Source organism: Ruegeria sp. K7, from assembly GCF_056531785.1.
Genome location: NZ_JBQFMJ010000007.1, coordinates 163,505 through 190,413 on the forward strand (window position 1 = coordinate 163,505; position 26,909 = coordinate 190,413).

General features: G+C 58.9%; 24 protein-coding genes. 13 read left to right on the forward strand and 11 right to left on the reverse strand.

The genetic code is table 11. The features are described from left to right. Positions 1–158 precede the first annotated feature (158 nt). From ACR0FE_RS13350 to ACR0FE_RS13395, 10 genes are all read right to left on the reverse strand, one after another. Entirely contained in the window at positions 159–1,448 is a 1,290-nt protein-coding gene (locus ACR0FE_RS13350) for an amidase (protein WP_480913225.1), read from the reverse strand. Then, a complete protein-coding gene (locus ACR0FE_RS13355; protein ID WP_480913227.1) occupies positions 1,445–2,638 on the reverse strand; it encodes a YlbE family protein in 1,194 nt (397 codons plus the stop codon). Before ACR0FE_RS13355 ends, ACR0FE_RS13350 begins: the two co-directional genes overlap by 4 nt. Then, on the reverse strand, positions 2,635–3,261 hold the full coding sequence (locus ACR0FE_RS13360; protein ID WP_480491834.1) for a hypothetical protein: 627 nt from the start codon (positions 3,259–3,261) through the stop codon (positions 2,635–2,637). Before ACR0FE_RS13360 ends, ACR0FE_RS13355 begins: the two co-directional genes overlap by 4 nt. Then, positions 3,261–3,890 (reverse strand): hypothetical protein, encoded by a 630-nt coding sequence (locus ACR0FE_RS13365; RefSeq protein ID WP_480492385.1) that lies wholly within the window; start codon positions 3,888–3,890, stop codon positions 3,261–3,263. Before ACR0FE_RS13365 ends, ACR0FE_RS13360 begins: the two co-directional genes overlap by 1 nt. A gap of 37 nt (positions 3,891–3,927) precedes the next feature. Then, positions 3,928–5,313, reverse strand: coding sequence for a Rieske 2Fe-2S domain-containing protein (locus tag ACR0FE_RS13370; RefSeq protein ID WP_480913230.1), 1,386 nt, complete (start codon positions 5,311–5,313; stop codon positions 3,928–3,930). 1 nt (position 5,314) lies between these two features. Next, positions 5,315–6,835: an aldehyde dehydrogenase family protein gene (locus ACR0FE_RS13375; RefSeq protein WP_480913232.1), complete on the reverse strand. Its 1,521-nt coding sequence runs from the start codon at positions 6,833–6,835 to the stop codon at positions 5,315–5,317. A gap of 546 nt (positions 6,836–7,381) precedes the next feature. Continuing rightward, a complete protein-coding gene (locus tag ACR0FE_RS13380) occupies positions 7,382–8,176 on the reverse strand; it encodes a TIGR03084 family metal-binding protein (RefSeq protein WP_480913234.1) in 795 nt (264 codons plus the stop codon). Further along, the gene (locus tag ACR0FE_RS13385; RefSeq protein WP_170614052.1) at positions 8,169–10,172 is read right to left on the reverse strand and encodes an acetyl-CoA carboxylase biotin carboxylase subunit; all 2,004 of its coding nucleotides are present in this window, start codon (positions 10,170–10,172) and stop codon (positions 8,169–8,171) included. Before ACR0FE_RS13385 ends, ACR0FE_RS13380 begins: the two co-directional genes overlap by 8 nt. A 122-nt stretch (positions 10,173–10,294) precedes the next feature. Continuing rightward, positions 10,295–11,926 (reverse strand): acyl-CoA carboxylase subunit beta, encoded by a 1,632-nt coding sequence (locus ACR0FE_RS13390; protein ID WP_480913235.1) that lies wholly within the window; start codon positions 11,924–11,926, stop codon positions 10,295–10,297. After that, a complete protein-coding gene (locus tag ACR0FE_RS13395; RefSeq protein ID WP_170614050.1) occupies positions 11,926–13,707 on the reverse strand; it encodes an acyclic terpene utilization AtuA family protein in 1,782 nt (593 codons plus the stop codon). The genes ACR0FE_RS13390 and ACR0FE_RS13395 overlap by 1 nt, the downstream gene beginning before the upstream one ends. Positions 13,708–13,848: 141 nt before the next feature. Between ACR0FE_RS13395 and ACR0FE_RS13400 the strand changes: the two genes are divergently transcribed. The 4 genes from ACR0FE_RS13400 (at position 13,849) to ACR0FE_RS13415 (ending at position 17,476) form a co-directional block, all read left to right on the forward strand. Then, complete coding sequence (locus tag ACR0FE_RS13400) at positions 13,849–14,481, forward strand: TetR/AcrR family transcriptional regulator (RefSeq protein ID WP_170614049.1); 633 nt, start codon at positions 13,849–13,851, stop codon at positions 14,479–14,481. 284 nt (positions 14,482–14,765) lie between these two features. Next, positions 14,766–15,920: an acyl-CoA dehydrogenase family protein gene (locus tag ACR0FE_RS13405; RefSeq protein ID WP_480492377.1), complete on the forward strand. Its 1,155-nt coding sequence runs from the start codon at positions 14,766–14,768 to the stop codon at positions 15,918–15,920. A 187-nt stretch (positions 15,921–16,107) separates the two neighbouring features. Then, the gene (locus ACR0FE_RS13410; RefSeq protein ID WP_170614047.1) at positions 16,108–16,911 is read left to right on the forward strand and encodes an SDR family NAD(P)-dependent oxidoreductase; all 804 of its coding nucleotides are present in this window, start codon (positions 16,108–16,110) and stop codon (positions 16,909–16,911) included. A gap of 178 nt (positions 16,912–17,089) precedes the next feature. Further along, positions 17,090–17,476: an acyl-CoA thioesterase gene (locus tag ACR0FE_RS13415; protein WP_170614046.1), complete on the forward strand. Its 387-nt coding sequence runs from the start codon at positions 17,090–17,092 to the stop codon at positions 17,474–17,476. 296 nt (positions 17,477–17,772) lie between these two features. On the opposite strand, the gene ACR0FE_RS13420 is transcribed toward ACR0FE_RS13415, so the two are convergent. Further along, positions 17,773–18,690: a LysR family transcriptional regulator gene (locus ACR0FE_RS13420; RefSeq protein WP_480913239.1), complete on the reverse strand. Its 918-nt coding sequence runs from the start codon at positions 18,688–18,690 to the stop codon at positions 17,773–17,775. A gap of 103 nt (positions 18,691–18,793) precedes the next feature. Here ACR0FE_RS13420 and ACR0FE_RS13425 point away from each other — a divergent pair, with 103 nt between their 5' ends. The 9 genes from ACR0FE_RS13425 (at position 18,794) to ACR0FE_RS13465 (ending at position 26,530) form a co-directional block, all read left to right on the forward strand. Then, the gene (locus ACR0FE_RS13425) at positions 18,794–19,753 is read left to right on the forward strand and encodes a tripartite tricarboxylate transporter substrate binding protein (RefSeq protein ID WP_480913241.1); all 960 of its coding nucleotides are present in this window, start codon (positions 18,794–18,796) and stop codon (positions 19,751–19,753) included. Positions 19,754–19,826: 73 nt separating this feature from the next. After that, complete coding sequence (locus ACR0FE_RS13430; protein WP_480913243.1) at positions 19,827–20,297, forward strand: tripartite tricarboxylate transporter TctB family protein; 471 nt, start codon at positions 19,827–19,829, stop codon at positions 20,295–20,297. Between the two features lie 5 nt (positions 20,298–20,302). Next, positions 20,303–21,817 (forward strand): tripartite tricarboxylate transporter permease, encoded by a 1,515-nt coding sequence (locus ACR0FE_RS13435; protein ID WP_480913245.1) that lies wholly within the window; start codon positions 20,303–20,305, stop codon positions 21,815–21,817. Continuing rightward, a complete protein-coding gene (locus tag ACR0FE_RS13440) occupies positions 21,777–22,910 on the forward strand; it encodes a lyase family protein (RefSeq protein ID WP_480913247.1) in 1,134 nt (377 codons plus the stop codon). The genes ACR0FE_RS13435 and ACR0FE_RS13440 overlap by 41 nt, the downstream gene beginning before the upstream one ends. A gap of 92 nt (positions 22,911–23,002) precedes the next feature. Next, complete coding sequence (locus ACR0FE_RS13445; RefSeq protein ID WP_480913249.1) at positions 23,003–23,449, forward strand: DUF2141 domain-containing protein; 447 nt, start codon at positions 23,003–23,005, stop codon at positions 23,447–23,449. Position 23,450: 1 nt separating this feature from the next. Next, positions 23,451–24,044, forward strand: coding sequence for a TetR/AcrR family transcriptional regulator (locus tag ACR0FE_RS13450; protein WP_480913251.1), 594 nt, complete (start codon positions 23,451–23,453; stop codon positions 24,042–24,044). Continuing rightward, a complete protein-coding gene (locus ACR0FE_RS13455) occupies positions 24,041–24,286 on the forward strand; it encodes a hypothetical protein (RefSeq protein ID WP_170808052.1) in 246 nt (81 codons plus the stop codon). Before ACR0FE_RS13450 ends, ACR0FE_RS13455 begins: the two co-directional genes overlap by 4 nt. Positions 24,287–24,314: 28 nt before the next feature. Then, positions 24,315–25,469, forward strand: coding sequence for an aromatic ring-hydroxylating oxygenase subunit alpha (locus ACR0FE_RS13460; RefSeq protein ID WP_480913252.1), 1,155 nt, complete (start codon positions 24,315–24,317; stop codon positions 25,467–25,469). Then, positions 25,466–26,530, forward strand: a complete 1,065-nt coding sequence (locus tag ACR0FE_RS13465) for a 2Fe-2S iron-sulfur cluster-binding protein (RefSeq protein WP_480913254.1) — start codon at positions 25,466–25,468, stop codon at positions 26,528–26,530. The genes ACR0FE_RS13460 and ACR0FE_RS13465 overlap by 4 nt, the downstream gene beginning before the upstream one ends. Positions 26,531–26,909: the final 379 nt, after the last annotated feature.

Consider the following 26,909-nt stretch of genomic DNA (forward strand, 5'->3'; position numbering starts at 1 on the left):
AAAAGTTCTCGTTAGCGACATGCACTTGCTCGCTCGGCCGATAGTCGTGCGACAGAATTTTGTTTTGAAGCGGACCCCGTGGCCCCAGCAAAGGACTACTGAAAACCAAATAGCCAGCAACCTACACGCCACTTGGACCGGGATTCGTGCCCATTATTTTATGGCTCAGCCTGCAGAATATCATGAACCCATTGCGCAATGCCCAGCAACCGCGCGTCGGCACCGCATGGTGCGATCAACTGAAATCCCAACGGCAGGCCGCTTGGATCAGCCCCGAACGGTACGGCGCAGGACGGGACCTGCAACAGGTTCCACATTCGGGAAAACAGTGGATCGCCGGTGGCTTCCAACCCTGCAGGCGCAGGTCCCGGAGCCGATGGCACCAGCAAGGCATCAATATCCCGGAACAACTGGTTCAGAACGACAGACGCGCTGTCGCGGGTTGTCAGCGCCTGCCGGTAGTCCGCTTCGCTTGTCCGAAGACCATTCTCGATCAGCGAATGGAATTGCGGGCTGATCGCGGACTCGCCCGCGCTGTATTCGACAGCGCGCAACCGGGCGGCCTCATAACTCATGACGGTGTTTTGGGCGTCGGAAAGTCCGGAAAATACCCGCGGGCAGGCGACCTCTGCTGTGTCGGCTCCGGCCGCCGCAATTGCAGCCAGCGCACGAGTACATGTATCGCGCATTTCGACCGTGCCATCCATCCAGTGTGGGCCACGCATCAGCCCGATACGCGGCAGGTTGTCTTGGAAGTCTGGCGGCGGCGGCACATGGGTTCCCCGCAAGACAGAATCCGCCAACAAAAGATCACGGGGGTTTCGGGCCAGCACGCCCAGGGTATCCAGGCTTTGCGACAAACCCATGACTCCGTCCAGCGGATAGCCACCGATAGTTGGCCGAAACCCATATACCCCGCAATAGGCCGCTGGCCGGATCAGGGAAGCCGCCGTTTGCGAACCAAAGGCCAGCGGCACCATGAAGTCGGCCACCGCTGCGGCTGAGCCTGACGAAGATCCGCCGGGTGTATGCAAGGTGTTGTGGGGGTTTGCCGTCTTGCCCGGGCGAAAATAGGCGAACTCAGTCGTCACCGTCTTGCCGACTGCAATCGCGCCCGCATCTATCAATGTCTGAACGCAGGCCGCATTACGCGTTGGCTGCCGCCCGGCAAACAAGTCACTGCCCCATCCTGTTGGCATGTCTTCGGTATCAATGATGTCTTTAATCGCGAAAGGCACCCCAAACAGCGGCCCGTTGACAGGCAGAGCGTCGGCTCGGATCGCCCGCTCCATGGCATGCTCAGCATCGAGGTATTCGAAGGCGCCAATTTCAGGCTCTCTGCGTGCCATGCGATGCAAATGGGCGGCCATTACTTCGGACGGTTTGGCTTGGCCCGCCCGGATCAGCGCGGTAAGCTCAAACGCCCCAAGCTCATTCAGTTCTGTCATGAAGACAGCGCCCGCAAGGCAGCCGCAAAAGGATCGACCGGCATGTCATAAATCCCACCGCCTAAGCGCCCAGCCTGTCCCAGCCGATCCAGAATGCCAAGGCTGACCACCGGACCTGCCCCTTGCGCAACCGCCCCTCTGGCGGTCGAGCCCAGACGGATATCAAAAGCATTGAAATACGGGTGCGCGCCCACGGACAAACCGGATGTACGGGTCCTGGCATCGCCAGGCAAAAAGGCACCCAAACCCTTTAACTGCTCAGGGCTGTGTTCGATGGCCATGGCGCCCAGCCCAAACGCGTCGACCACAGCGCTGTCACCGATGGCGCCCAGGGCACGCTCGGCCGGTAGATCGACATCGAACTTACCTGATGGCGGAGCGGCCGGAATGGTGAACCAACGCCCGGGCAGGCCAGATACCTGTATGCCGACGTCGCGCCCGTTTCCGCCAGCCGCGGTCACGAAACTGGACCCTTCGACCCCTTCGGCCAGCTTCATCATGATCTTGGTTGCGGCCATCCAAAGGTTCAGAAACAAGGACGGTGAGGTCGCCATGAATTCCAGCGCATCCGCGTCATCAATGCCCTTCGGACTGCGGTCTTTCAACTCCTCGACAAGGGCAGCCGTGCTGACGGGGGTTCGCCCGTGACAATCATCACCACCCACCAGACCAATGACCGCCAGAGGCACAAGTGCAATACCCTCGGCGATGCCGTTTTGCAGGATGTCCAGAAATCGCGTGTTCAGCCAGCGGATATGATCCAGCACTGCCTGGGATCGGAGACCCAGCCGCATGGACGGGCGCGCGCCACCGTTGATCGGGGTGAATACCCGCGTCTGTCCCCGCCACGCATCGTAAATCGTGTGAAGGGGCATATTTGCGGAGACAACGGCAGCCAGTGGTGTGACCACGTCATGGTCTTGCGCTGGTTGCAACAGGATTTCCTGTGCCATGATCATCGCTTCGGCCTGATCGAAATCCCGGGCCAACCCTTCCCAGACTGCCGCGACACAGGCGGAATTCAGGATCGGTACAGTGATTTGTTCCGGCGCAGAGAACGCCGGACCAGCATGCAACAACACGTTTTCGGCCAACCCGACTGCTTCGGAGGCCGTGTTGAAACGGTTCCAGACCGGTTGCGTCACCATCGCCCGGTCAAACGCCAGCTGGTCGGCGGGGTGCTGAGTCATGAGACCTCCGGCGGGATGATCCAGGTTTCCGAAAAATAGAGGAACGCGGTCGTAGTCTCGAACCCGGCCTGAACCCGTGTCCCCAATTTTCCCGGCAATGCACGCCCATTTACAATGATCTGCGCGAATTTCGCCGGGATCAGAAGCGAGAACATGTTCTGTTCACCCGATGCCACCTCATGCGGGGACAACTCCAATGCGCGGGGTGGTTCAAGCTTCTCCCAGACCAGTTCAACCGTCAGGGTTCCGCCCACGATGGTTTCAGAGTAACGATGGCTCATCGGGTCACCCGAGCTGCGAACCACCTGCGCGCCGATTTCCGGAAGGGTTTCAAAAGCTGGCGCGTTGGCAAAGGCTGCAAGTTTGCTGATGAAGTTCTTTTTCAGAAAAGCAGTCAGATCGGGATTGTCGCTGAGGATGACATTCGGCGCATCCGAAGTGCCTTCGACCTGAGACGGGGTGCCGTACAGCAGCAGAACCTGCCCCTGTCCCACAGGCGACCAGGCAACACGGAAAAACAGGGCCATCGCGCTAAATTTCCCGTCGTCATCTTTCAACAGGATTCCGGGATTTTCCCCGGTCCAGTCAACCACGCCCGGTGTGATCGGTTCATTCAGTGGCATCAGGCATCCTCCTGCGGCGTGACCCAGGTTTCTGAAAAGGCCAGAAAGGCTGTGCTCATCCTGCGGCCAAAGAACTGACGTTCCGCCACTTGGCCGGGCAGGGTTGTGCCGTTGATCTTGATCTCCGCCTTGCCCGCCTCAAGGAAAACGGAATACATCTCGTGTTCCTTGGTCGCCGAGTTCTCTTTGGTCACCTCGACCGGCAGCGGCGGGCCCATATCCCGCCAGATCATCTCGAGTGTCACGCCAGACCCGCGCAGGGTCTCCGAATACCGGGATTTCAGGTCTCCGGGACGTTTTTCAACGCTGTCACAGTCCAGCCATGTCATCGCGGACAGCCCGGCCTTGCCTACGAATGTCGGCATTTTCGTCACCCAGCCATCAACGATCCAACGCATCATACGCTGATTATCTGTCATGATCAGGTTGGGCACCCTAGGCCAGCCGAGTGCGTCATCCGGCGCACCTAGCACGATGGCCGCATGACCCCGTCCGTACGGCGATACAACCACGCGGAAGAAAAGCGCCAGAGTGTCAAAGCTCTCCTTACCCGGATCCCGCTTCAGGTAGATGCCCGGGTTTTCCCCCGACCACTCGACCTGCCCCGGATTGTGCGGTATGCGCGTCATGTCCAATCCCCTTTTCCTGTCGCCTTGCCCTTAACCGTCAAGTCCAGCCAGATTCGTAAAACTTCAGTTCCTTCACGATAAAGTCGCGTCTCTGTTTGCCGGTCAGGTGATCGCCCGATTTCAGGATTTCGGCGACCTTGAAGCTGACTTCTTTCTGCAGGGCACCGTCGTCGCGGCCTTCCTGCTGCGGGATCTTCAACACCGTGTCACCGGCGTAGGTTGGGATCACCCTGCCGGTGAAATGGTCGGTCGGCTGTGCGGGGCGCTCGCCTTTTTGCAGCGCCCGGATCGCATTGCGTACCATCCGCCGCGCCTTGGCGACCCCACGGTCGGTAAACGACAGGTTTTCGCGGGCATGGATATTGATCGGGCCCTGACTGACCCAGGCGTCGTAGTCGCCTGGATCGCGTTGGCGCGTTTCATATGGGCGGTCGGGACCCTGTCCGTAGAAATCCGTCTTGCCGAACCCGACCTCGTCACGATTGGTCAGCCCTCGCGGGTCATCATTGAACTCGGGGGCGCGAAAGTGCCGCCAGGCGATGACCATCGTATTGGTGTCGTCAATCGGTGTGATCCAGCGCGTCAGCCCGCCGCGACCGAAATAGCGCGACCGGTCCGGCACCGGAAAATGCCCGCCATTCTGAGTGAAACTGGGCAGCATGTGGTCGTGCACGCGCACCCAGATATAGTCCCCGTCCCGGCGCACGTTGGTATAGAAATCACCGGTGGCGCAATCGTGGAACTCAATCATCGGCATATGCGCGAACGCTTCGGTGAACTGCACGCGGGCGGCCAGCGTGTGCAGGTATACGACATGGAATGGATCCCAGGCATTCTCCATCACCTGGAGCCAGTTGCACGGAGATTTGATCAGATAGGGAACAAGCTCGTCTCCTTCATCATCGAACGTGTCCATGACTGGGAATGGCGGCATTTCGGGCTTCGGACCCAGATAAGCAAAGGCAAGTCCCTTGTATTCGATCACCGGATAAGCCCCCAGACAGGCCTTTTTCCTGACCTGGCTGGCAGGGGGTTCGCAGGGCGTTTCCAGAACCGTGCCATCCAGACCGTATTTCCAGCCATGATAGGAACATCGGATGCCACCCTCTTCGACGATACCGAATTCCAGGCTCATGTTGCGGTGGCAGCAGTGCAGATGAGTCAGGCCCAGCTTGCCTTCCTTCTTTTCCCGGAACAGGACAAGATCCTCGCCCAGTATGCGCAATCGATAGGGCAGATCGCCAATCTGATCCGTCATCGCGACCGGCATCCAGAACCGACGCAGATATTCGCCGCAAGGTGTGCCGGGGCCGACTTCGGTCAGTTCCGGATCATGCTCAAGTGACCATACCTGTTGCTGGTCATGACCTCGGAAATCACCCTCGGGAACTGCGAACAAGGTGTCGTCGGCTGGATTGCTCATGTCATTGCTCCATACTTTCCGGGTCACAAAGGTTTGTTTCCGTCGGCTCCGGGAAGGGGTCGGGAACCGGGGAAGATCCGGTCCAGATCGATTTGCTTTGCAGGAAGTCCTTGACGGCATCCGGCCCCAGTTCCCGGCCATATCCCGACAGTTTGAACCCGCCGATGGGACTTGCCGGATCGACGCTTCGATAATGGTTGATGTAAACCGTGCCTGCATGAATGGCGCCGGCAAAGCGCGCGCCCTTGTCCGGATCAGAGGTCCAGACTCCGCCCGCCAGGCCGTAGTCGGTGTCGTTGGCCAATTCGATGGCCTCGTCTTCAGTTGCGAAGGTGGTGATCGCAAGGACCGGACCAAAAACCTCCTCACGCCAGAGCTGCATGTCCGGTGTCACTTCGGCGAAAATCGTTGGTCCGATATAAAAACCGGGATACCCGGCCCCTGTCTCGGTACCATCAAGAAGGCAAATCGCGCCATCGGCCTTCGCCTGCCGGATCATGGCCGCAACCTTGGTCCAATGCGGTTCGTTCGCCAACGGTCCGATCTGCGTCTCTGTTTTCATCGGGTCACCAGGCCGAAGGATGCGGGCGCGTTCCAGAAGGCGATTGGTAAAGGCGGCGGCAACCGTTTCCTCCAGAATCAGACGGGACCCGGCGACACAGGTCTGACCATTCGACAGAAAGATTCCCGACATGACGCCGTTGACCGCATTTTCCAGGTCGACATCGGCAAACACGACCTGCGGGGACTTGCCACCCAGTTCCAGGGTCGTTGGAACAACTCCGGCCGCTGCCGCCTCGGCAACCTTGCGCCCGCCGATATCAGAGCCGGTGAAGGTCACTTTGCGGGTCAGCGGGTGGCGCACCAGCGCCTCACCAGCCTCATGCCCGTGACCTGTCACGACGTTCAATACACCAGAAGGCAAGCCGCATTCACACGCCAGTCGCGCAAATTCCAGCGTCGAGGCCGACGCCATCTCGGATGGTTTCACCACCACCGTATTCCCTGCGGCTAGTGCGGGGGCCAGTTTCCACGCCAAGATCATCAGCGGTGAATTCCACGGTGTGATCGCGGCGACCACCCCGTAAGGCATCCAATGGCCGGTGCTTTCCACTCCGGACACCCCGTTCGATTGCGGCGCGGGCGAAAGCTGGCGTGCCTGATCGGCAAGATACCTGTACCAGCCGTGCAAGCCGGAAAACTGTCCGCGGACTTCGGCGATGCGTTTGCCGTTGTCACGGATTTCGGGCTCGACAAGCTCTTCCCAGCGACTCTGCAGCCCATCCGCTAGACCATCTAGGATATCCGCGCGCTGCGAAGATGTTGCATTGGCCCAGGGCCCGGTTCGAAACGCTTTGTCCGCATCACGAACAGCCTGATCAACCTCGTCAGACCCGCAACACGCAAACCGACACCATTCCTGACCCGTCGCAGGGTCAACACTCGGCAATGTCTCACCATGCCACTTCAGGAATGAGCCCGAGATGAAAGGGCCGTATGTTTTCAAGCCGCTATCGCCCATTTACCAGCTCCTGAACCGCCGCTGCAGGTTTCCGCTGACTTGAGATTGTGCACCTGTTGCCAAGACGGATCAGGCTCGCTGCACACATTCTCGGGATTTGATGGCCGGTGGTTGAAATGCATGAACTCATTGCAGGCGGATCCTATTCAGCTTTAATTCATAATATTTTTGAAATCGAAAAGCAAAAACTTACTTACTTTGTGATGGTGTAATCTAGAAAATGAACGGCAAGAGCATGCGACGCAGGGTAGCCCCCAGCAGGAAAAGACCCGTTCTGCGGCCAATTGAGGCGCCGTGCGGCCCGAGATTTTAGCTGGCCGCAATCGAGGAGTGGTCGTTTTCAGGCTTGGTATTTGTCCGTTCGCAGCGAATGAAATAAATGCCGGCCGCCAAGTTTTCGAACCTGAACACCGACAGGTTGGACACCGTCTGCGATCAGGGTGGTGGCCAACACCAGATGCTGTCGCGCGTCGCCTGATCGCACCAAACCTTCGCGGCCATATCTGGCGACTTTTTGGGGGTTTACCCAGACGTGTTCTTACGACCTCAGGCCATATGGCGCTGGCCGGGGGCCGGGGGCACTTCGGGGGGGCCCGCAAAACACTGCGCCATGCCCATCCATTCCGTGGCAATCGGGCCGGTCACTTGCACGGCGGTGTCGGCGATATTACGGGTTTGGGTGACGACCTGGCAAAACTCTGTGGCGCGGCCCTCGATCCGCTCGGCCTCATTGGGTTCCCCCCATTCCCAGACTTCACCGGAAGGGGCGGTCAGGTTTAGATGGGGCATCGTACCGGGCAAATCCAAGCTGCGGTTCTTGTAGGTCCAGCCAAAAGTGTTCACACCCAGAACGACGATATTCTTGATGTAGTCGTGATCCTGCCGCACGACACCGAACAGATCGTAAAGCGCCTGCGCGTGCGACCAGGTTTCCATCAGCCGGGCAGAAATGGACGATCGCACGGACATATCCGGCCCGACCCACGGTACCCGCGCCTTGGGATCGGCCTGCGCAAAGCGGTCGCACATACCAGTGGAGTAGAACATCCATTCATCCAGCAACGCGTGCCCCGATAAGCCCTCGAGGTATTTCGCCTCAAACCCGGCAAGATCACCGCTGCTGAAGTGGGCAATGGCGTCAGTGTTGAAAGGCGCGAAAGCCTCGGGTTTGCTCAGCGACAGGTCTGCACCGATGTTCCAGACATGCAGATGGCCCAGGATCCGGTTGGCGGTCCAACCCTTGAACAGGGTGGCGCGGGCCAGATCTTCCTCGCTCCGGTCCTTCAGAAGATCGTAAAGCGACTGACTCTCGACCTGAACGGCCTGCGGTTGATCAAACATCTTCTCCCTCCTCGGCGGGTTCAATGATCAGGATCACCTCATCGGCGGCAATCTGTCCTCCGGCACTGGCCTGAACTTCGGTCACGGTACCGTCGATTTCCGCTTCGATCGCGTGCTGCATTTTCATCGCTTCCAGAACCGCCAAACGATCGCCCTTGGCGACGGTGTCGCCCACGACCACATTGATTTCCAGCAGAGCACCATGCATCGGTGCCGCCACACGGCCTCCGCCGCGTGCCTCCTCGGCCAAAGCCGGAAATTCGAGCTCGTTGCGCAGGGCGAACGTACGGCCCTGATGGTCCAGATGAATATGGCCACGTTCGGTGACAAGCATACCGACCGGGACAATGCGTCCGTTCACCCGCAAGCGGGCTTCGGTGCCTTCTTGACGCTCGATGGTGATAGCGGCGTGGGTTTTACCACAGGTCACGTGATAGCGGCTTTCAGTGGCGGTCACCGTTACGTCGCGGGTCTTGCCTTCGTTGACATAACGATAGTCGGTTTCCAGATGCCCAGTTGAGCTGAAGTTGGCCAGTTCCGGGTTGATACCCAGCGTGGCCGCCATACTCCGGTGGCGCGAGTCGTCGTACTGCAGAACGGCCGCAATCATTGCTTCGGTTTCGGACAACACCGGTGGCGTCATTTCTTCTGCGCCGAACTCCTCGGCGATGAAGGCAGTGGTAGCTTGGCCCTTGGCGAAGGTTTCCTTGTCTAGAATTGCCGACAGGAAGCCCTTGTTGGTCTTGATGCCGAATAGTCGTGTTTTGGCCAGTGCCGCGCTCAGCCTCGCGGTGGCGGTTTCACGGTCCGGGCCCCAGGCGATGACCTTGGCGATCATCGGGTCATAATAGGGCGAGACGACGCTGCCGGTCTCGATACCGCTGTCGATCCTTATGCCTTCGCCGCGATGGGGTTGCCAAAGGTCCACATGACCCGTTATCGGCAGGAAGTCCTGCGCCGGGTCTTCGGCGTAAAGACGCGCCTCGATCGCATGGCCATTCAACTGCACATCATCCTGGACCAACGGCAGGGGTTCGCCCTGTGCGATGCTGATTTGCAGCGCCACCAGATCGAGACCGGTGATCATCTCGGTCACCGGATGTTCCACCTGAAGGCGGGTATTCATTTCAAGGAAGTAGAACTTGCCCGAGGCGTCCACCAGGAACTCCACCGTGCCCGCGCCCAGATAGCTGATCGACAGCGCCGCATCGACGGCGGCCTTGCCCATCGCCGCGCGCAGTCCGGGGGTCATGATCGGGCAGGGGGCCTCTTCAATGATCTTCTGGTGTCGGCGCTGGACGGAACAGTCACGTTCGCCAAAGTGGATGGCGTTACCATGGGCGTCGGCAAAAACCTGAACCTCGACATGACGAGGGCGGATGAGGGCCATTTCCAGAATCAACTCGTCCGAGCCAAAGGCGTTCAGCGACTCGGACCGGGCCGAGATCAGCGCAGCGGGCAGTTCCTCGGCCATCTGGACCAGACGCATCCCGCGCCCGCCGCCACCTGCGGCAGCCTTGACCATGATTGGAAAACCGAGCTCGGCTGCGGCAGTGATCAGTTGCTCGTCCGACTGACCCTTGCCCTCACGGCCAGGAACACAAGGCACACCCGCCTCAATCATCCGGCGCTTGGCGGCAGCCTTGTTGCCCATCAGGTCAACCGCTTCGGCCGTGGGACCGATAAAGACAATACCCGCGTCGACACAAGCCTTTGCGAAATCAGCGTTTTCGGACAAGAAGCCATAGCCCGGATGCACCGCGCCCGCACCAGCCTTCCTGGCAGCCTCAAGGATTTTGTCCGCACGCAGATAGCTTTCGCCTACAGGTGCCGGACCCACACAGACCGCATCATCGGCAAATTTCACGTGCGGCTCGGTGGCATCGGCCTCGGAATAGACGGCGATGGTGCGATAGCCCAGCGAACGCGCTGTTTTCATCACCCGCAAGGCAATTTCACCACGATTGGCCACAAGGATCGAGTTGAAGCGCGGCATGGATCAGACCTTTGCGGTTTCGGAGGTGGCATCGGCCTGGTCGGACCACACCGACCGGCTGTTGCACTGATTGTCCAGTTCGAAGGTTTGATGGGTCTTGAAATCAGCCAAGTTGCGCCCTCTCAAATCCTTGCGATGCCAAAGGTGTTGGGTTTCAGGTCTCGGTTGCGTGCTTCCCATGTGGTCTCGATCAAAAAGCCCAGAATTTTTCGAGTGTCGCGCGGGTCGATGATACCGTTGTCCAACATCCGGCCCGAGGTGTAGAAGACGCTTTCCTGCGGTTCGAACACGTCCTGAATGGCCTGTTTCTGCCTGGCCATCTTCGCTTCCATCTCGGGCGTGATCTCAACCCCCTTGCGGGCGGCTCCCGCGCGGGCAACAACATCCATGGTCATGGCGGCCTGCTCGCCACCCATTACTCCGGTGCGCGCATTGGGCCATGAGAACAGGAAATCCGCATCAAAAGCATGACCGCACATGCCGTAATTCCCGGCACCAAAGCTGGCACCGACATAGAGTGAAAACTTTGGAACGCGGAGATTCGACACGGCCTGAATCATCTTGGAGCCAAGCTTGATCATACCCGCCTGCTCGTACTCGGTACCCACCATGTAGCCGGTGATGTTGTTGAGAAAGATGATCGGCATGTCTGCGCTGTCGCAGAGCTGGAAGAACTGCGTTGCCTTGGCCGCACCCTGAGGGTCCAGCGGGCCATTGTTGCCAATGACTCCAACCGAATGACCAAAAACTCGGGCCTGAATACAGACGGTCGCAGGGCCAAAACGGGGTTTGAATTCCAGCAGGTTCGAGCCATCGGTGATCCGGGCCATGATCTCGCGGCAGTCAAAGGCGGTTCTGTAATCCACAGGGACGACACCGGCGAGTTCGTCCGGAGAATAGACCGGCGGTTCGACCTGTTTGCGGGGCAGGGGGCGGGCGTTCTTGTTCCAGTCCAGACGCTCGACCAGATCGCGACATATCAGGATGCCATCCGCATCGTCCTCGGCCAGGTATTCCACAAGGCCCGAAACCGAAGCGTGCATCTCGGTACCGCCCAGTTCGCGCTCATCGGCCACCTCACCAGTTGCGGCCTGCGTCAGCGCGGCTCCGGCCAGCGCCGCCATGCCATTGTGTTTCACGCCAATTACGTAATCCGACATGCCCGGCTGATAGGCGCCACCAGCAGTGGAAGGCCCGTGCAGAACCACAAAGGTCGGAATGCCGGCTGCGGACAGTTTGGCCAGACCGTAAAACAGCCCGCCGCCATTGGCCCAAAGTTCTACGGTGTACTGCATCAGATTGGCCCCGGCGCTTTCCACCAGATGCACAAAGGGCAGCTTTTGTCTCAGCGCGATCTTGAGAATGGCCAGTCCTTTGTTCACTGACATATTGGTCGACGCGCCCGCATTGATCCCGCTGTCATCGGCATAGACCAGACAGCGCGTGCCGCTGATATAGCCGATCCCGGTTATCATCGACGCGCCGGGAATGGAGGTTTCCGGGTCTGGGTCGTCGACCAGAAAATTCGCCATATTGAACAGCTCGACAAACGGTATACCCGGGTCCAGCAGGCGCTTGACCCGCTCGCGCGGGGTCAACTGGCCACGCTGGTCGAAACGGGCCTTGCGGCTGTCCGAACGCGCAGCGGCACGCGCTTCGTACTCGCGCAGTTCGGTGATCAGTGCCAGCATATCCCGACGGTTCTGCCCAAACGCTTCGGATGAGGTCGATATTCTGGTCTGGAAAACGGGCATCAGAGCGCCTCCGCAACAGAGGGGGGAACAGGAATGGGGTGATCCAGCAGAATCTGCCCATAGGCCTTGCCCAGCGGATCGTCCTGCAGTGCGGCCGTGCCACCGCCACCCAGTGCATCATGCAGTACGAAATTCAGCGCGTGCATGCCCGGCATATAAAACCGCTCTACCCCGCCTTTCAGTCGATGGGCAAAGCGGGCCGTCACCACATCCGAGGTTACCGCGGCAGCAATATAAGGCAAGTATTCGGACTTGCGGGCGATCAGGCCGATATTGGCCTTGTCGCCCTTGTCGCCCGAGCGTCCGAAGGCCAACTTGATCAGGGGCACTTCGACTGTGCAGGCTTCTAGAACAGCGGGGATGCCGGGCAGGGGTTCGGAATCCGTAAATGGTTGCCCCGCCGCTATATCCACTGATTGTGCGCCGCTCTCCGTGACGACATGGACCGGCACATCCGCTTTCGGGATCAGGCACGAAAACAGGCGCACGGTCGGCATCGGTTTTGGCTTGCCACCGCCAAATGCGGACAGACCGGCTGGCGTTGCAAGGCCCGCGCCAATTACCTCGGCCAAGAAAAGGGCGACGCCGGTTTTATCCATGTGTTTTACAGTGATCCGGCCCGCAATCTCGCGCACGCCCAATTCTCGGGCATAATCGCCATATTTGGCTTCGGATCCGATCGGCTCAACGCATATCCCTTCGAAATCCGGCAAGTTTCTGGCGGCCAGTTTTCCGCGAGCACGGGTCAGAGCCGCCTGCGCATAAGCGCGGAACTTGACCTCGGCGTCAAAGCCGGTAAACACCAGCATGATTGAGCCCTTATATCCATCCAGGAAAGTGACACTGGCCTTATAACACTCGGTTGGCGCGCGGCCCCGGGCCCCAGCAACCCGGACCAGATCGGGGCCGATTTGCGTCACGACAACCTGCGCGAAATCGCAGACAACATCAGGCAGGATATAGGCCTGTGGGTCGCCGATCTCATAGATGATCTGTTCAGCGACGGTCCCGACGGACACCAAACCGCCGGTGCCTTTGGGCTTTTCGACGGTAAAGCTTCCGTCGGCCGTGAGCGTTGCGACTGGATAACCGATGTTGGCCATATCAGGCACATCCCGCCAATCGGTGAAATTACCACCTGTGGCTTGCGGCCCGCATTCGATTACGTGTCCTGCAAGGCTGCCACCCGCGAGTTGGTCCAGATCATCCGCTCCCCAGCCGAATTCATGGATACAGGCCCCCAGCGTGACGGCACTATCCACACAGCGACCGGTTACAAGTATCTCTGCACCACCCGCCAGCGCCTGCGCGATGGGGAAGGCGCCCAGATAGGCGTTCGCGCTTTGCAGAGTTTCTGGTTTCGGCAGCGGAGTGTTCACAAACATCTCGCGCGCGTCAGCGAATTCCCCGGCCTTGAAGCGAGGTAGAATATCGTCCCCCAAAACCACGGCGACCTTCAGATCCAACCTCAGATCGGCAATGAGTGACCGTACGGCTTCGCCGCAGGCTTCGGGGTTCACGCCACCCGCATTTGCAATGACCTTGATCTTCTGCCGCGCGATCTCGGGCAGGTTCTGACGCAGGACCGAATTCACGAAGTCCACCGCATAACCCTTGTCTGCATCAGCTGCGCGCGCGCGCGCCAAAACGGACATCGTGATTTCAGCCAGATAGTCGAACACCATATAGTCCAGCCGCCCGTTTTCCAGAAACTGCGGCACGGCCATATCGGATTCACCCCAAAATCCGCTGGCACCGCCTATTCGGATTTGTTTCGGCATGAACTCCCCTTTGAATCCACTGGACCTGCGTCAGTTTTGATGCCATCAAACAAACAGAACGTTCTGTTTGTCAACTGCTTCGTGTCGCATCAAACCTTTCGAAATCGCAAAGGGGCAGACCGAAGCTGAATAAGGTGGAATATGGCCAACAGCAAACCGACCAAACGCGAGACCAGGGCGCAAAAGTCGCGGCAGACGATCCTTGAGGCGACGATGCGGTGCCTCGTGAAATACGGCTACTCCGAAACCAGCACGTCGCGTGTGTGCAAAGAGGCAGGGCTTTCGCGCGGAGCTTTGACCCACCACTTTACCTCGAAGACCGCATTGATGGTGGCGACCAGCGACTGGATCATGCAGGCCTCGATCCGCTGGCTGGCTGGCCGCGAAAACCGACCTGAGCAGACAATCGAGAGGGATCTGGAACGGCTTTGGCGGCAGGTCATGAACACCGACGCGATGCGCGCCCTGCACGAGATTCTGGTGGCGATCCGCACGGATAAAGAGCTTGCGGACCAGATCCACGACTCGCTGCTGGACTGGAACGACACCATCAATGAAAACGCATTGCTTCATCTCAAGACGACGGATGGCGACAATGCGAAATTTATTCGCCTGTGGACCATCGCCCGAATTTTCTATCGTGGCTTGCTGACACATGACTCATTTGTCCGGAGCGAAGCTGAGACCGCGGAAATCGTGCAGGAGTTCATTTACCTGCTGACCCCGCATCTGCAACGGCGAAGCGAAGTGCGGCTGGTGAGTTCCGAAAGCTAGGCAGTCATGCCCCAGATCGGGCACTGTAACCATTTTGAGGGGATTTCGATGATGTTCACACAAAGACACGAAGAATCCCGACGTACTTGCGAACGTTGAGCAGAGACCGAGATGAACCTTTGCAAGGGCCTTCCCCGGCCATGAGACTTTCAAATCACTGGACACCCGGGAGATCAAGCGGGTCAAAAGATCGGTATGAATGGCTCGACACGGTCAAACTGGGCGCGACCAGTGCATTATCCGAACAGCCGGTTGAGAAAGTACTGAATGGCTAGGAGGCCGAGATGGCGCTGATTTCACCCTTTATGACACCCGAGCGCGAACACTTCCGGGACAATTTCCAGCGATTTGTCGAAAGCGAGATTCACCCCCACATCGAAAAGTGGGAGGCCGACAAAGCCGTTCCCGCCGAACTGGATGAAAAAGTGGCCGAATTCGGTGTGTTCGGCTTTGGGGTGCCCGTAGAATACGGTGGGATGGGAATGGATGATGCCTTTCTGCGTGCCGACTTCAACGAAATGATCTTTGGCTGCGGTGCATCGGGGGTGGCGGCGGCCGTGGGCGGGCGCGCGATTTCAATTGCGCCGATGGCGCGGTTTGCATCAGATGACTTCCGCACCACCGTTCTGCCCGAAATTATCGCGGGCAGGATGTCGTCTTCGCTGGCGATCACTGAGCCCAGTGGCGGATCAGATGTGGCCAACATGCGCACGACCGCCACGCGATCAGGTAACGGGTGGGTTTTGAATGGTGAAAAGTGCTTTATCACCGGCGGCATGGCCTCGAAGTGGTTTGTCGTCGGCGCACGGACGGGCGATGCGGGTCTGGGCGGTATCTCTCTGTTTCTGATCGAAGCCGGCACACCAGGCTTTACCCGCACTAGAGGCGAAGAAAAGATGGGTTGGCATTGTTCCGAACAGGCCTCTTTGTTCTTCAAGGATTGCCACGTTCCCGCCGACGCGCTGATCGGTCCTGAAAACCGGGGCTTCCTTGCGATCATGGAAAACTTCAATCATGAACGGCTTGCTTTGATCGCCGGTTCGCTGGGCATGATGAAGCTGTGTTTCAACGCCTCCCTGGACTGGGCGCGCGAACGAAGGACCTTTGGCAAACGCCTGATCGATCATCAGGTCATCGCCCATAAGTTTGCCGAAATCTCGGCCCGGATAGACATGAATCAGGCCTATCTGGATCAGATTTGCTACACCATCAACGCGGGCCAAATGCCTGCCGCCGAAATCGCAAAGGCGAAGGTACAGGCGACGAAATCGCTGGAATTTGTGGCGTCTGAATCGATGCAGATCTTTGGTGGCGCAGGTTACATGCTCGGCAATCCGGTCGAGCGCGTTTATCGCGAAGTCAAGATCATGGCCATCGGCGGCGGTTCGGAAGAGATCATGCGCGATCTGGCTGTACGCCAAATGGGCCTAACCACATAACCGTCAGCCGGCGCGAAAGTGTATTGCACAGGTTGGATCGGGTGGCACTCAACTGGGCGGGTCGACCGGTACGGCGCTAACCGACGCGATAAACTACCCGCGACCACATCGACAAAAGAAGTGCCGACCCTCAGGATACACGCGATGGTTTTTGCGACGAAGCGAAGCAAGGGAGAGGCGGGGTAGCATGGGCAGGACGTATCAGGACAGGTATGGCAATTGGGCGATGGTCACAGGTGCCAGTTCCGGAATTGGCGCCGAATTTGCGAACCAGCTTGCGGCTGCCGGGATGAACCTCATCCTCGTGGCGCGCCGCGCCGACGTGCTGGACGCTATGGCCAGCGATCTCAGCGCTCGCCACGGAGTGGAAGTACGCTGTGTCGCCGCTGATCTCGGAACGGAGGCCGGCATCGACGCGGTGTGTACCATCCCCGAAGAAATCGGTCTGTTGGTTCATTCTGCCGGTGTCGAGGTGAACGGCGCGTTTGAAACGACCGATGCGGATCAGGGAATGGCATTGCTGCGGCTGAATGTTCTGTCGACCTTTCGCCTGACCCACCACTTTTGCCAAGGAATGCTAAAGCGCGGACGGGGCGGGATCGTTCTGGTCTCAAGCCTGTCGGGCCACATGCCGAACCCCTATTTTTCAAACTATGCAGGCAGCAAGGCTTACGTGTTGAACTTCGGCGCATCCCTGCGGGCCGAGCTTCGGCCGAAGGGCATTGACGTTCATGTCCTGTCGCCCGGACCGACCGATACCCCGATGGCTGCCGGTACCGGGTTGGATTGGAGCAAGGTTCCATCAAGCGTTATGAATGCAGACGCAGTTGTCACCGAAGCGCTCGGCAATCTGGGTGGCAAGTTCCTGACGGCTCCGGGGCTGATGAACAAAATGACCATATGGATGGCCAAACACAGCCCGACGGCCATGTTCGGTCGCATAAATGAGAAAGTGCTGAAAAACGCCCTACCGCCGGAAAAGCTCGGGTGAAGAACTGCGGCGATCACAGCTATGGCGACGTCAGGGAACGTCTTATAAGGGAACCCAGGGAACGTCATAACGGCCTGCAACGCGCGACTGAACAGTGCAATCCACCTCTGGCGCTCATGGCAGGACAAGAACTTCCGGACATGATGACCGTGTCCTGAACCGAAGAAGGGCACAAAAGATGAGCAGTGAAACTCCGAGAGGTGAACTGACCTTGCGCACGGCAGCAATGCCGGCGGACGTCAACGTTAACGGCGATATCTTTGGCGGCTGGGTTCTCAGCCAGATGGATATCGCTGGTGGAATTGTTGCAGCTACACGTGCGCAAGGCCGCGTTGCCACAATCGCTGTTGACGCGATGAAGTTCATACGTCCGGTGAAAGTCGGTGACGTGTTATGCATCTACGGAGAGGTGTCGCGTGTGGGCCGAACCTCAATGGCCATATCCATCGAAGCCTGGGTTTTGCGCGGCCTCATCGGCGTCCGTGAAAAGGTGACCGAAGCGATCTTCACCTTTGTTGCGATCGACGAGAATGGAGTTCCGCGTCCGGTTCCAAGCGCTGAATAGGGGCTGTCACTGGCGTTTGCGGTATCCAACTTTGTCGGGAAAGTTAGAATTTGACCGTTTTGGAGCGGTACTGGAGTGCGCTTCCAAAATTCGAACTGCTAGAAACTGTACTAAGGCTTTCATGCCGGCACAATTCACATGCCAGCCGGTCAGGAGAGTTCCTGCCTGAGTTCGCTAGATCGATAACAACTACTAAAAACGCGAGGATTTCTACCGCGCACCTCGATTGGAGCGCGATTTCCAATCAGGCAAGCCAGTCAGGTCCACATTAGTCGCCTGAACGGTAAGTCGGTGGATCAGGACACCTCGCTGCGCATGGTGTCGCTGGAACGGCATACGCGTTTTACGTGCTCCACCAACTTGTCCTGGAACTGCTTGGCCGCCGATCCCGACTGTTGATACTTCGGAAGCAACATTCCAAATGTCATCCATTTTTCCGGCTCGATCGGGATTGATACCAAGCGATCCCCGAACGACGCCGCCACCATCTCATCGGCGATCGTGATACCTGCACCTTCGGCCACCAAGGCACAAGCAAGTTGGGACAAGGACACTTCATGGGTCACTTCGGGCGCAACACCAGCCGAGTTGAAAGCGTCGTCCAACTGATCCCGAAGCAACAAGCCCTGCATCAGGCGGATGATCGTTTCACTGGCAAGCTGCTCTGCGGTTATCGATGCCTCATTGGCCAACGGATGATCCCGGGGCAGGATTGCCAGGGCTCGCACGCGGACAAGCGGCACCGTTCTGATGTCCGGATGGCTGACCGGCAGGGCTGCTATTCCGATATCGTACTCTCGCCCGGCCAGCCATTTGCTCGCGTCCCGGCGCGCGCGGACGTCCAAGGTCACACTCACTTCGGGGTTTTCCCGGGTGAATTGCGCGACAGCGGGTGCCGACAGAAATTGGGCAATCCGAGGCATCGTCACAACCCGAAGGCTTTCGGTGCGACCAGCGCGGATTTCGGCTGCAATGCGAGGAACCTCATCCAGGTTATCCAGAATGCGCCCGGCTTCGCGGTAAAACGCGATCCCCTCGGTGGTTGGGGACAGGCTGCGCCCGCTGCGGTCAAACAGCCTAAGCTTCAGTTCTGCTTCCAAACCGCTGATCAGTCTGCTGATGGCAGGCTGACTTAGATGCATGATGTCCGAGGCCGCCGCAATGGAGCCTTCGGAAAAAGCATGGCGGAAGGCGCGGAGAGCTTTGATGTTCATCGACAGGACTCTTTCATTATTTGCATTATTTAATGCTACATTTGCAAAAATCGCAATCAAATGGCCTGCTAGAAAGGCTGCGTCACTTTTTGGAGGAGCCCACATGAAACGCAGAGCATTCCTTGCTGCCGTCACAGCGGCGACCGCGCTGGTCGCAACGGCAACCGCCAGCTTCGCCGCCGACTGGCCGAAACGCCCGATCAATATCGTGGTACCCTATCAGGCCGGGGGCGGCACCGATGCCTATGCGCGTGCCATTTCCGCCGCTGCAGATGGCGTATTGGACGTTCCGGTGGTCGTCGTGAACAAACCCGGTTCCGGTGGCCTCATTGGCGCCAACGCCGTGGTCGGGGCCAAGCCTGATGGCTATACGATGATGATGACCTCGGGCGGGTCTTTCCTGCTGTCGACCATGACACGCGACACAGACATTGATGCACTGGATAGCTTTGACTTCGTCGCTCAGGTCGGCCAGCTGCAGACCTCGCTGATGGTGCCCACAGACAGCACCTATCAAAGCGTAGAGGACGTTATTGAAGCGGCAAAGGCAAACCCTGGGTCATTGCGTTGGGCCCATTCCGGGCGCGGCGGGTTCCATCACGTGGGCGGTCTCGGGTTCCTGGCCAACAACGGAATCGAGGCGCAGGATGTGCCGTTCAAGGGCGGCGGCCCGACCCGAGCTGCGCTGATTGGCGGACAGGCCGACTTCGGTTTCCTCGGGGTGCAGCAATTGCGCGGTTTTGAAGAGCAGCTTCGCGCACTGGCCGTCAACAGCGCCGAGCGGGACAATATCATGTCCGATGTTCCGTCCTTTGGCGAACTGGGCGTTCCCTTTGCCGCGGTATCGTCGCCGGTGATCGTTTTCGCGCCCAAGGGAACGCCGGCCGAAGTGGTTTCCGCCATGGAAACGGCGCTGGCCGAGATCACGGCAAAGCCGGAATTTGCAGAGCTTCTGGCAAAGCGCGGCACCGGTCCGGTCTTTGCGACAGGCGCGGATGCCAAGGCTACGCTGACCGCGATGACAGCGGATGCCGTGCCGCTGGTTGCGACTCTGAATAACTGAGGTGGGCAACGGCCGGGGCGGACTCAGCTTCGGCCCGGCCGCTCCACCCGAGATGTTTCTGAAGGAGAACACCATGCGGGACGTGATCGAGGGATTTGTACTCGCGCTGTTGTCATTGGTCGTGATCTGGGGGGCCTGGCAGGTTCCGGCTGCAAGCCCCGGAGACACATGGGCCGGGATCGTGCCCTTTTTCGCATCGGTTGCCTTGCTCGCCCTCTCGGGCCTGGTACTGATGAACGGGCTGCGCCTGGTGCAGGCACGACAGGCCGCTGTTGAAGAAGGCGACACGGGCACGCTGAACATCCTGATCCTGTTTGCCATTCCTCTGATTTATCAGCAGTCATTCCGCTGGTTCGGCTACGTCCTGCCCACAGCCATCACCGCGCCGGTAGTTCTGTATATCTTCGGTGTCCGCAGTCGGATCGGGCTGGCCATATCCGTGATCGTCTGCCCGCTCATCTTCCACATCATCTTTTTCGAGTTGCTCGGCGTCTTCCCGCCTTATGGCGAGGTGTTCGATCTGCTCGACTGGTTCCGAGGGTAGACACAATGGAGATCTTTCCCGCCCTTCTGTCGGTCATCACCGATCCGACACTCCTGTTAGCCATTGTTCTGGCTGCTGCCGTCGGCATGATCGTCGGTGCCACCCCCGGCCTGACCGCCTCGGCGGCCATCGCAATGCTGCTGCCCATTACCTTCTACATGCCGCCTCTGTTTGCATTGGCGTTTCTCTATGTGATTGGCAAATCGGGGCGTTATGGAGGTTCGGTTGCCGCGATTCTGTTCAATACGCCCGGAACGGCGGCAAGTGCAGCGACGCAGATCGACGGCTATCCGCTGGCCCGTGCAGGCAAGGCAGGTAAGGCGATGAAGGTTGCGACGATCTCGTCGGTTATCGGCGATTTCATGGGGGACATCCTGCTTGTGGCGGGTGTCGGTTTCATCGCCGCCATCGCGCTGAAACTCGGCCCGCCCGAAACTTTCGCCATCTACTTCGCGGCCTTCGTGGTGATCGGGTCCGTGATCGGAAAATCCATCACCAAGGGCCTGATCTCGGCCCTGCTCGGCATCCTTGTGGCCATGGTCGGTCTCGACCCGATTTCCAGCGAAGAACGGTACACGTTTGGTTCGTTTGATCTGTCGAATGGTATCGGACTGGTGCCTCTTATGATCGGCGTCTTCGTTCTGAGCGAGGTTTTTGCCCAACTGGAAGAGCGCAAGAAGACCAAAGGTGAAGTCAGTGGAAACAAAAGCGACCCTACCGGGCACAGCCTGACCTTTGAAGAATATAAACCCTGTATCCCGCACGCCATTCGGGGCGGATTCATCGGCGCGGGGATCGGGGTTCTTCCCGGGCTCGGCTCGGCCATTGCGGCCTTCATTTCTTACGGCGAAGGCAAGCGCCGCGCCAGGAACCCCGAGCAATGGGGCAAGGGTGCGCTGGAAGGCGTCGCCGCGCCCGAGGCCGCCAACAACGCGGTGTCCGGGCCGTCGATGGCGCCGCTGCTGACGCTTGGCATCCCGGGTTCGACCATCGGGGCCATCCTGCTGGGCGTTTTCCTGATCCACGGCGTTCAGGTCGGACCCACCCTGTTTCTCACGGACAAGGAACTGGTCTATCAGCTTTTTGCCTGCGGGATGCTGGGAATCTTTGCCTACGGGATCATCGGCTACTTTGGGGCCACGCAGGTTGCGCGCCTGATCCTGAAGGTTCCGGTCAACGTGCTCTATCCGCTGATCTTTCTGACCGCTTTTGTCGCCGCCTATTCCGCCCGAGGTTCGATGTTCGACGTGACTGTCATGACTGTGGCCGGGTTTGCGGGCTGGCTGATGCGCAAATTCGACTTCAACGTGGCGGCCTTCGTCATCTCTTTCGTCCTGGCGAAGGGGGCCGAGGAAACCTTCCGCCAGGCGCTGCTGATGTCCGATGGCGGCGCGCTCATCTTTGTCGAACGCCCCATCGCCGCCGGATTCCTGCTGCTCGGCCTTTTGGCTATGGGGTTCCGCATTCGGTCAATCATGAATGAACGGCGTATCGCCGACGGTGGACTGGGCGATGCTTGATTACCGGATCTACCGCAACTGCTTTTCCTCCGCTGAAATGCGCAGGATCTGGTCCGAGCCCGCCACCATCGCTGCGTGGTTGAAGGTCGAACAGATCCTTTCGCGCTGTCAGGCCGATCTGAACCTGATCCCGACCGAGGCGGCCTTGGCGATCGAAGCCGTGGGTATCTCTGATCTGGATACCGAAGCACTGGCTGCGGAAATGGATCTGGTCGGGCGCCCCATCGTGGGGCTGGTGAAACAGATTCGGTCATTGGTGCGCGCGCATGCAGATCACGTTCACCACAGGGCGACCACACAGGACATTATGGACACCGCCATGGTCATGCAGATGAAGCTTGGCCTTGCGGAAATCGAGATTGGCATCAACCGGCTGCTCGAACTGCTGGACGGGCATATCCGCGACTACCCCTCGACCATTCTTATGGGGCGCACCAACGGTCAGCATGCGGTTCCCATGAAGCTGGCCACCAAACTGGAGGTGTGGCGGTCAGAACTGGCGCGCCGCAACAAGGCGTTGGAACAGGCTTCGGGTCGTGGCCTCAACGTGCAAATCGGCGGCCCGGTTGGTGATCTGCGGGGCTACGAGAGCGGAGAGGGAGAGAGGGTCAAGACAGTGGTCGCGGAAAGCCTGGGGCTGGGCAGTGTCGCGCCCCACTGGCAAAACGCCCGCGACGGGATCGCGGATGTGGTGACTGCACTAGGATCACTCTGCGCCACGCTCTGCAAGATCGCCCACAATATCAACCTTCTGTCCTCATCCGACATTGCCGAGATCTCTGAAGTACATGCCAAAGGCAAAGGCGCGTCCTCGTCCATGCACCACAAACGCAACCAGCGGGCATCTGAATTCATGGAGGCGGTGTCGCGCCTCGGCCGGCAGAAAGCGGAACAGATCGGGGAGTTCACCCTTCACCAACACGAAAGGTCCGGCGGCGCGTGGATTGGAGAGTGGGTGATCGTGCCCGAAGTGTTCCTGCTGACATCAGGGGCACTACACTGGGCGCAGGCCTTGTTTGAAAACCTGACCTATCATACCGAACGAATGGCAGAGCACTGCACAGCGTCGGCCGAGGCCGCCCGGATGCGTTGAAGTTTGACGTTCCAAAATAATAACCTGTCACTGTTGACAATAAATGGAGGCAGCCCTAAATACTGTCACAGTTGACAACTTATGGTGACTCGATGCAACCTTTCAAACTTGTCTCAGTGGCGGCCCTTGCTGCTGCCACCGCAGTCGCAGCCATTGCGCAATCGTCCGAAACCGCACCGCTTTCGGTGACTGTCGACGGGTTGCGGAATGGCAATGGCGCAGTGATCGTGGCGGCCTTCGATCAGGCCGCGGGCTTTGAGACGATGGACGTGGCCACGGCGATCGCGATGGCCCAAGTCCCCGCAGCCGGTCCGACGGTCTCGGTCACGTTTCACAACCTTCCGGCTGGCACCTATGCCTTCGCCGCAATGCACGACGAAGACCTGGACAGCGATCTGGACATGAAAGGCGAAGTACCGACCGAAGGATATGCGTTTTCCGGAATGGGGCGACGGGGTTTGCTGCCGAAATTCGAGGATGCGGCTGTCGCCACTGGCGCGACGGCCAATTCGACATTGCAGCTGAAGTACTGGAACTGACGTGGCCGGGCGCCCATCAAACCGAGACGAACGCTATGCACAGGTGATGAACGCACTGGTGCGTTGCGTGGCACGTTTCGGGCTTGAAGGCGCCTCGCTTGCGCAAATCGCGGACGATGCGGGGCTGACCCGGCCGCTGATCCGACACCATCTGGGCAATCGGGACGAAATGATCATGGCGTTGCAGGACTATGTCCTGCGCAGCTTTGCCGAACAGACCGAAGCGCTGTTGGCCGCGCTTCCGGAAGATGGCGCGGGGTCGGCTCTGGTCGAGCTTCTGTTTTCCGAAACGATGGAATCGACCCCGGACATGGTGTTGGCGTTTGCGGCACTGACAGCGCGTGCCGCAGAAGATGCGGACCTGCGCGCCGCCTGCCGAGACTCCCTTCTGGCGTTCGAGGCCGCGATTGCAGGTATTTTGAGCAAGGACTATCCACAAGCCGACCATCACGCGATCGCTGTCGCGGCCCATGGCATCGTTGCGCTATATCTGAACGTGGCGTCTCTGGCGCCGTTGAACATGCCGCAGGAGTGGCCGCAAGCCGCACAATCCCTCGCGGGCAACCTGCTGGAAGGATTGGAAAGCCGCTCATGATCCAGATGCGTCCACTCAACTACATCGCTTTCGCCGTGCTGATGATTGCAACAGTGCTTGGCTATCAATCGCTCTGGGGGCTGCTGTTCCTGTTTTGGACAGTCCAGAGTTACCGCACGGGCTATGCGTTTTTGTTGTCTGAAGTAACGCGGGACGAAGACCCCGTTCTGTACTGGTTGATCCAGGTTGCCTGGGTCGTCTTCGGTATCTTGCTGATAACCGCCGATTTTCTGCCCGGCTAGGGCTCACACCAATCTTGGGAACACCCGAATGACCCGAATGCTTCACATGCTGCCTGTCGAGGCCTACACTTCTCAAGAGTGGTTCGATCGCGAAATGCGCGAGATCTTCTCGAAAACCTGGCGTTATGCCGGGTTCATGGAGGATGTCAGCGAACCCGGCCAGTACATCACCGTTCAGGCCGGGCTGAACAACATTTTCGTGGTAATGGGCCGCGACAGGCGCCTGCGCGCGTTTCATAACATTTGCCGTCACCGCGGCACGCAACTGATCCGGGCCGTCGGCAAGACGCAAAAAGCGCTGACATGCCCGTATCACGACTGGACCTATGACCTTGAAGGCAACCTGATCTCGGTGCCCGAAGAACAAGAGGAATTCGGCAAGGTAGATAAATCCTGCCTGGGTCTGAAACCCGCCAGGGTCGACATCTGGAAATCGATGATATTTGTGCATCCTGACCCGGACGCGCCCTCTATCGCTGAATGGTTCGGGCCGGTGGAACAGCATATTGGCCCGCACGTACCCGAGGAACTGGTCGAATATGAAGACCTGAACAACAGCTACGAGATTAAGGCAAACTGGAAGGTGGTTGTCGAAAACTACATCGACGTCTACCACCTGAGCCACCTGCATTCGAACACGCTGCAAATGTACGACCACAAAGCCGCGAAATACCACTGGGAAGGCCCACACTACATGTTCTGGGAACCCCCGGTCGAAGACTTTCTGAAGGATCAGGAAAGTAAGCTGATTGCCCCGCGTGTAATCCCCGAGGACTTGACCGGCGCGTGGGTGCCGATGCTGTTCCCGGGGATTGGGTTGGCTGGCTCCGAGGACGGTTGGAACCTCTTCATCGTCGAGCCGCTCGGCCCCGAACTGACGCGAGTGTCCAACCGGGGGCGGGTGTCCAACAGTTCCGGCTGGGAGTTTGCCAAGCAGTCGATGAAATCCTCGAATTTCTGGACCAAGTTCGGCCTGAGCGGCAAGTACGAAGCCCATGACGCCATGAGCGAGGATGACCCGATGGTCGCGGGCGACTTCACGGGGGAAGACATCTACGCATGTGAACAGCAGCAGAAATCGCTGAAATCGCCCTATTTCGAAACCGGTCCCGCAGCGGTTGGTGAAAGCCCGGTCGTGCAGCATCAGAAAGTCGTTCTCGAATGGTTGGGGGAAGCCAAATGAACCAGCGAAACTTCCACCCGCTGACCGTTCTCGATACCCGCGAGGAAATCGGCGGCCAGGCCAAGACAGTCATGTTCGACGTGCCCGACGCCCTGCGCGAAACCTTCGTCTGGCGGCCCGGTCAGCACCTGTCGTTCCGCTTCGTGGTGAACGGAGAGGAGCAAAGGCGCAGCTATTCAATCTCCTCGTCTCCGTTCACGGGTGATCCCCTGCGGATCACCGTAAAGCGTGTCCGGAACGGCCTCGTCAGCAACCACGTCAATGACACTGTGAACAAGGGCGATGTGATTGATGTGATGCCACCTTTCGGCGGGTTTTTCCTGGACCCCGGAGCGACAGCGCGGCGTACCCATTACTTTTTTGGCGCAGGTTCAGGCATCACCCCGCTTTACGCAATGCTCAGTTCAGTCATGGCGGCCGAGCCCAATTCCTTCGCGCATCTGGCTTACGGCAACAACAACGAGCACTCTGTCCTGTTGTTGGACGAGCTGAACGCCCTTGGGGAAGCCAATCCGGATCGGATGACCATTCACCATGTCTTTTCCAAATCCGGTTTCTGGTCCTCGGCCGAGTATTGGCGCAGAGGTATCATCGACGAACCCGCGATCGAGGCGCTGATTGCCGAAAACCCGCCCTATGCACAGGACGCGCAGTATTACGTCTGCGGACCCGGCGGCATGAACAAGGCCGTGAAAGCATCGCTGATGTCGCTCGATGTTCCTGCCAATCGCATCCACATGGAAAGCTATGGCGGCGCGGCAGAGATTGACACCACTGCCGAAGGTCTGGCTGCCAAGGCAGAGATCACGTTGGGCGGCGTCAGGCATTCGGTCGACGTGGCCAGCGGCCAAACGGTTCTCGAAGCGGCAAAATCCGCAGGACTGAAACCGCCCTTTTCCTGCCAGTCCGGGGTTTGTGGTGCCTGCCGTGCCAAGCTGGCAAAAGGCGATGTCCACATGCGCGCGCGAATGGCGCTGGAAGACTCGGACATTGCAAAAGGGGCGATCCTGACGTGCCAGTCGCTGCCGCAGACGGACACCCTATCGCTCAGCTATGACTGATCGCATTATGAGCAAAAGGTGAGTCGTTCTGCGCAACCCGTTGCACCATCTACCAGACTTCACCTGCGGCACGAATGGCCTGTGCCGGGGCGGGCAGGGCCGTCGATAGAGCGGTCTGCCCGTCGTGAAGGTGTGTCTTCCTTGTGCCAAAGCCCTTCCTTGTCTGGGCAGGGGCCCGAGGCCAAACGATTAGAAAACACTGGCCGCGGGACTGTTCCGGCGGCTTGCTTTTTGAAGCCCGGATTTGTGTGAATCGCACTTAGAATGCCTTGCCTCAAGACCGTCAAACAGAACTGTCCCCGCAGGTTGCCGGGTCGATTATTTCTGAGACAAGAAAAAAAGAATTCTCTACACTAGCGCATCAATTTGGGGGAACCAG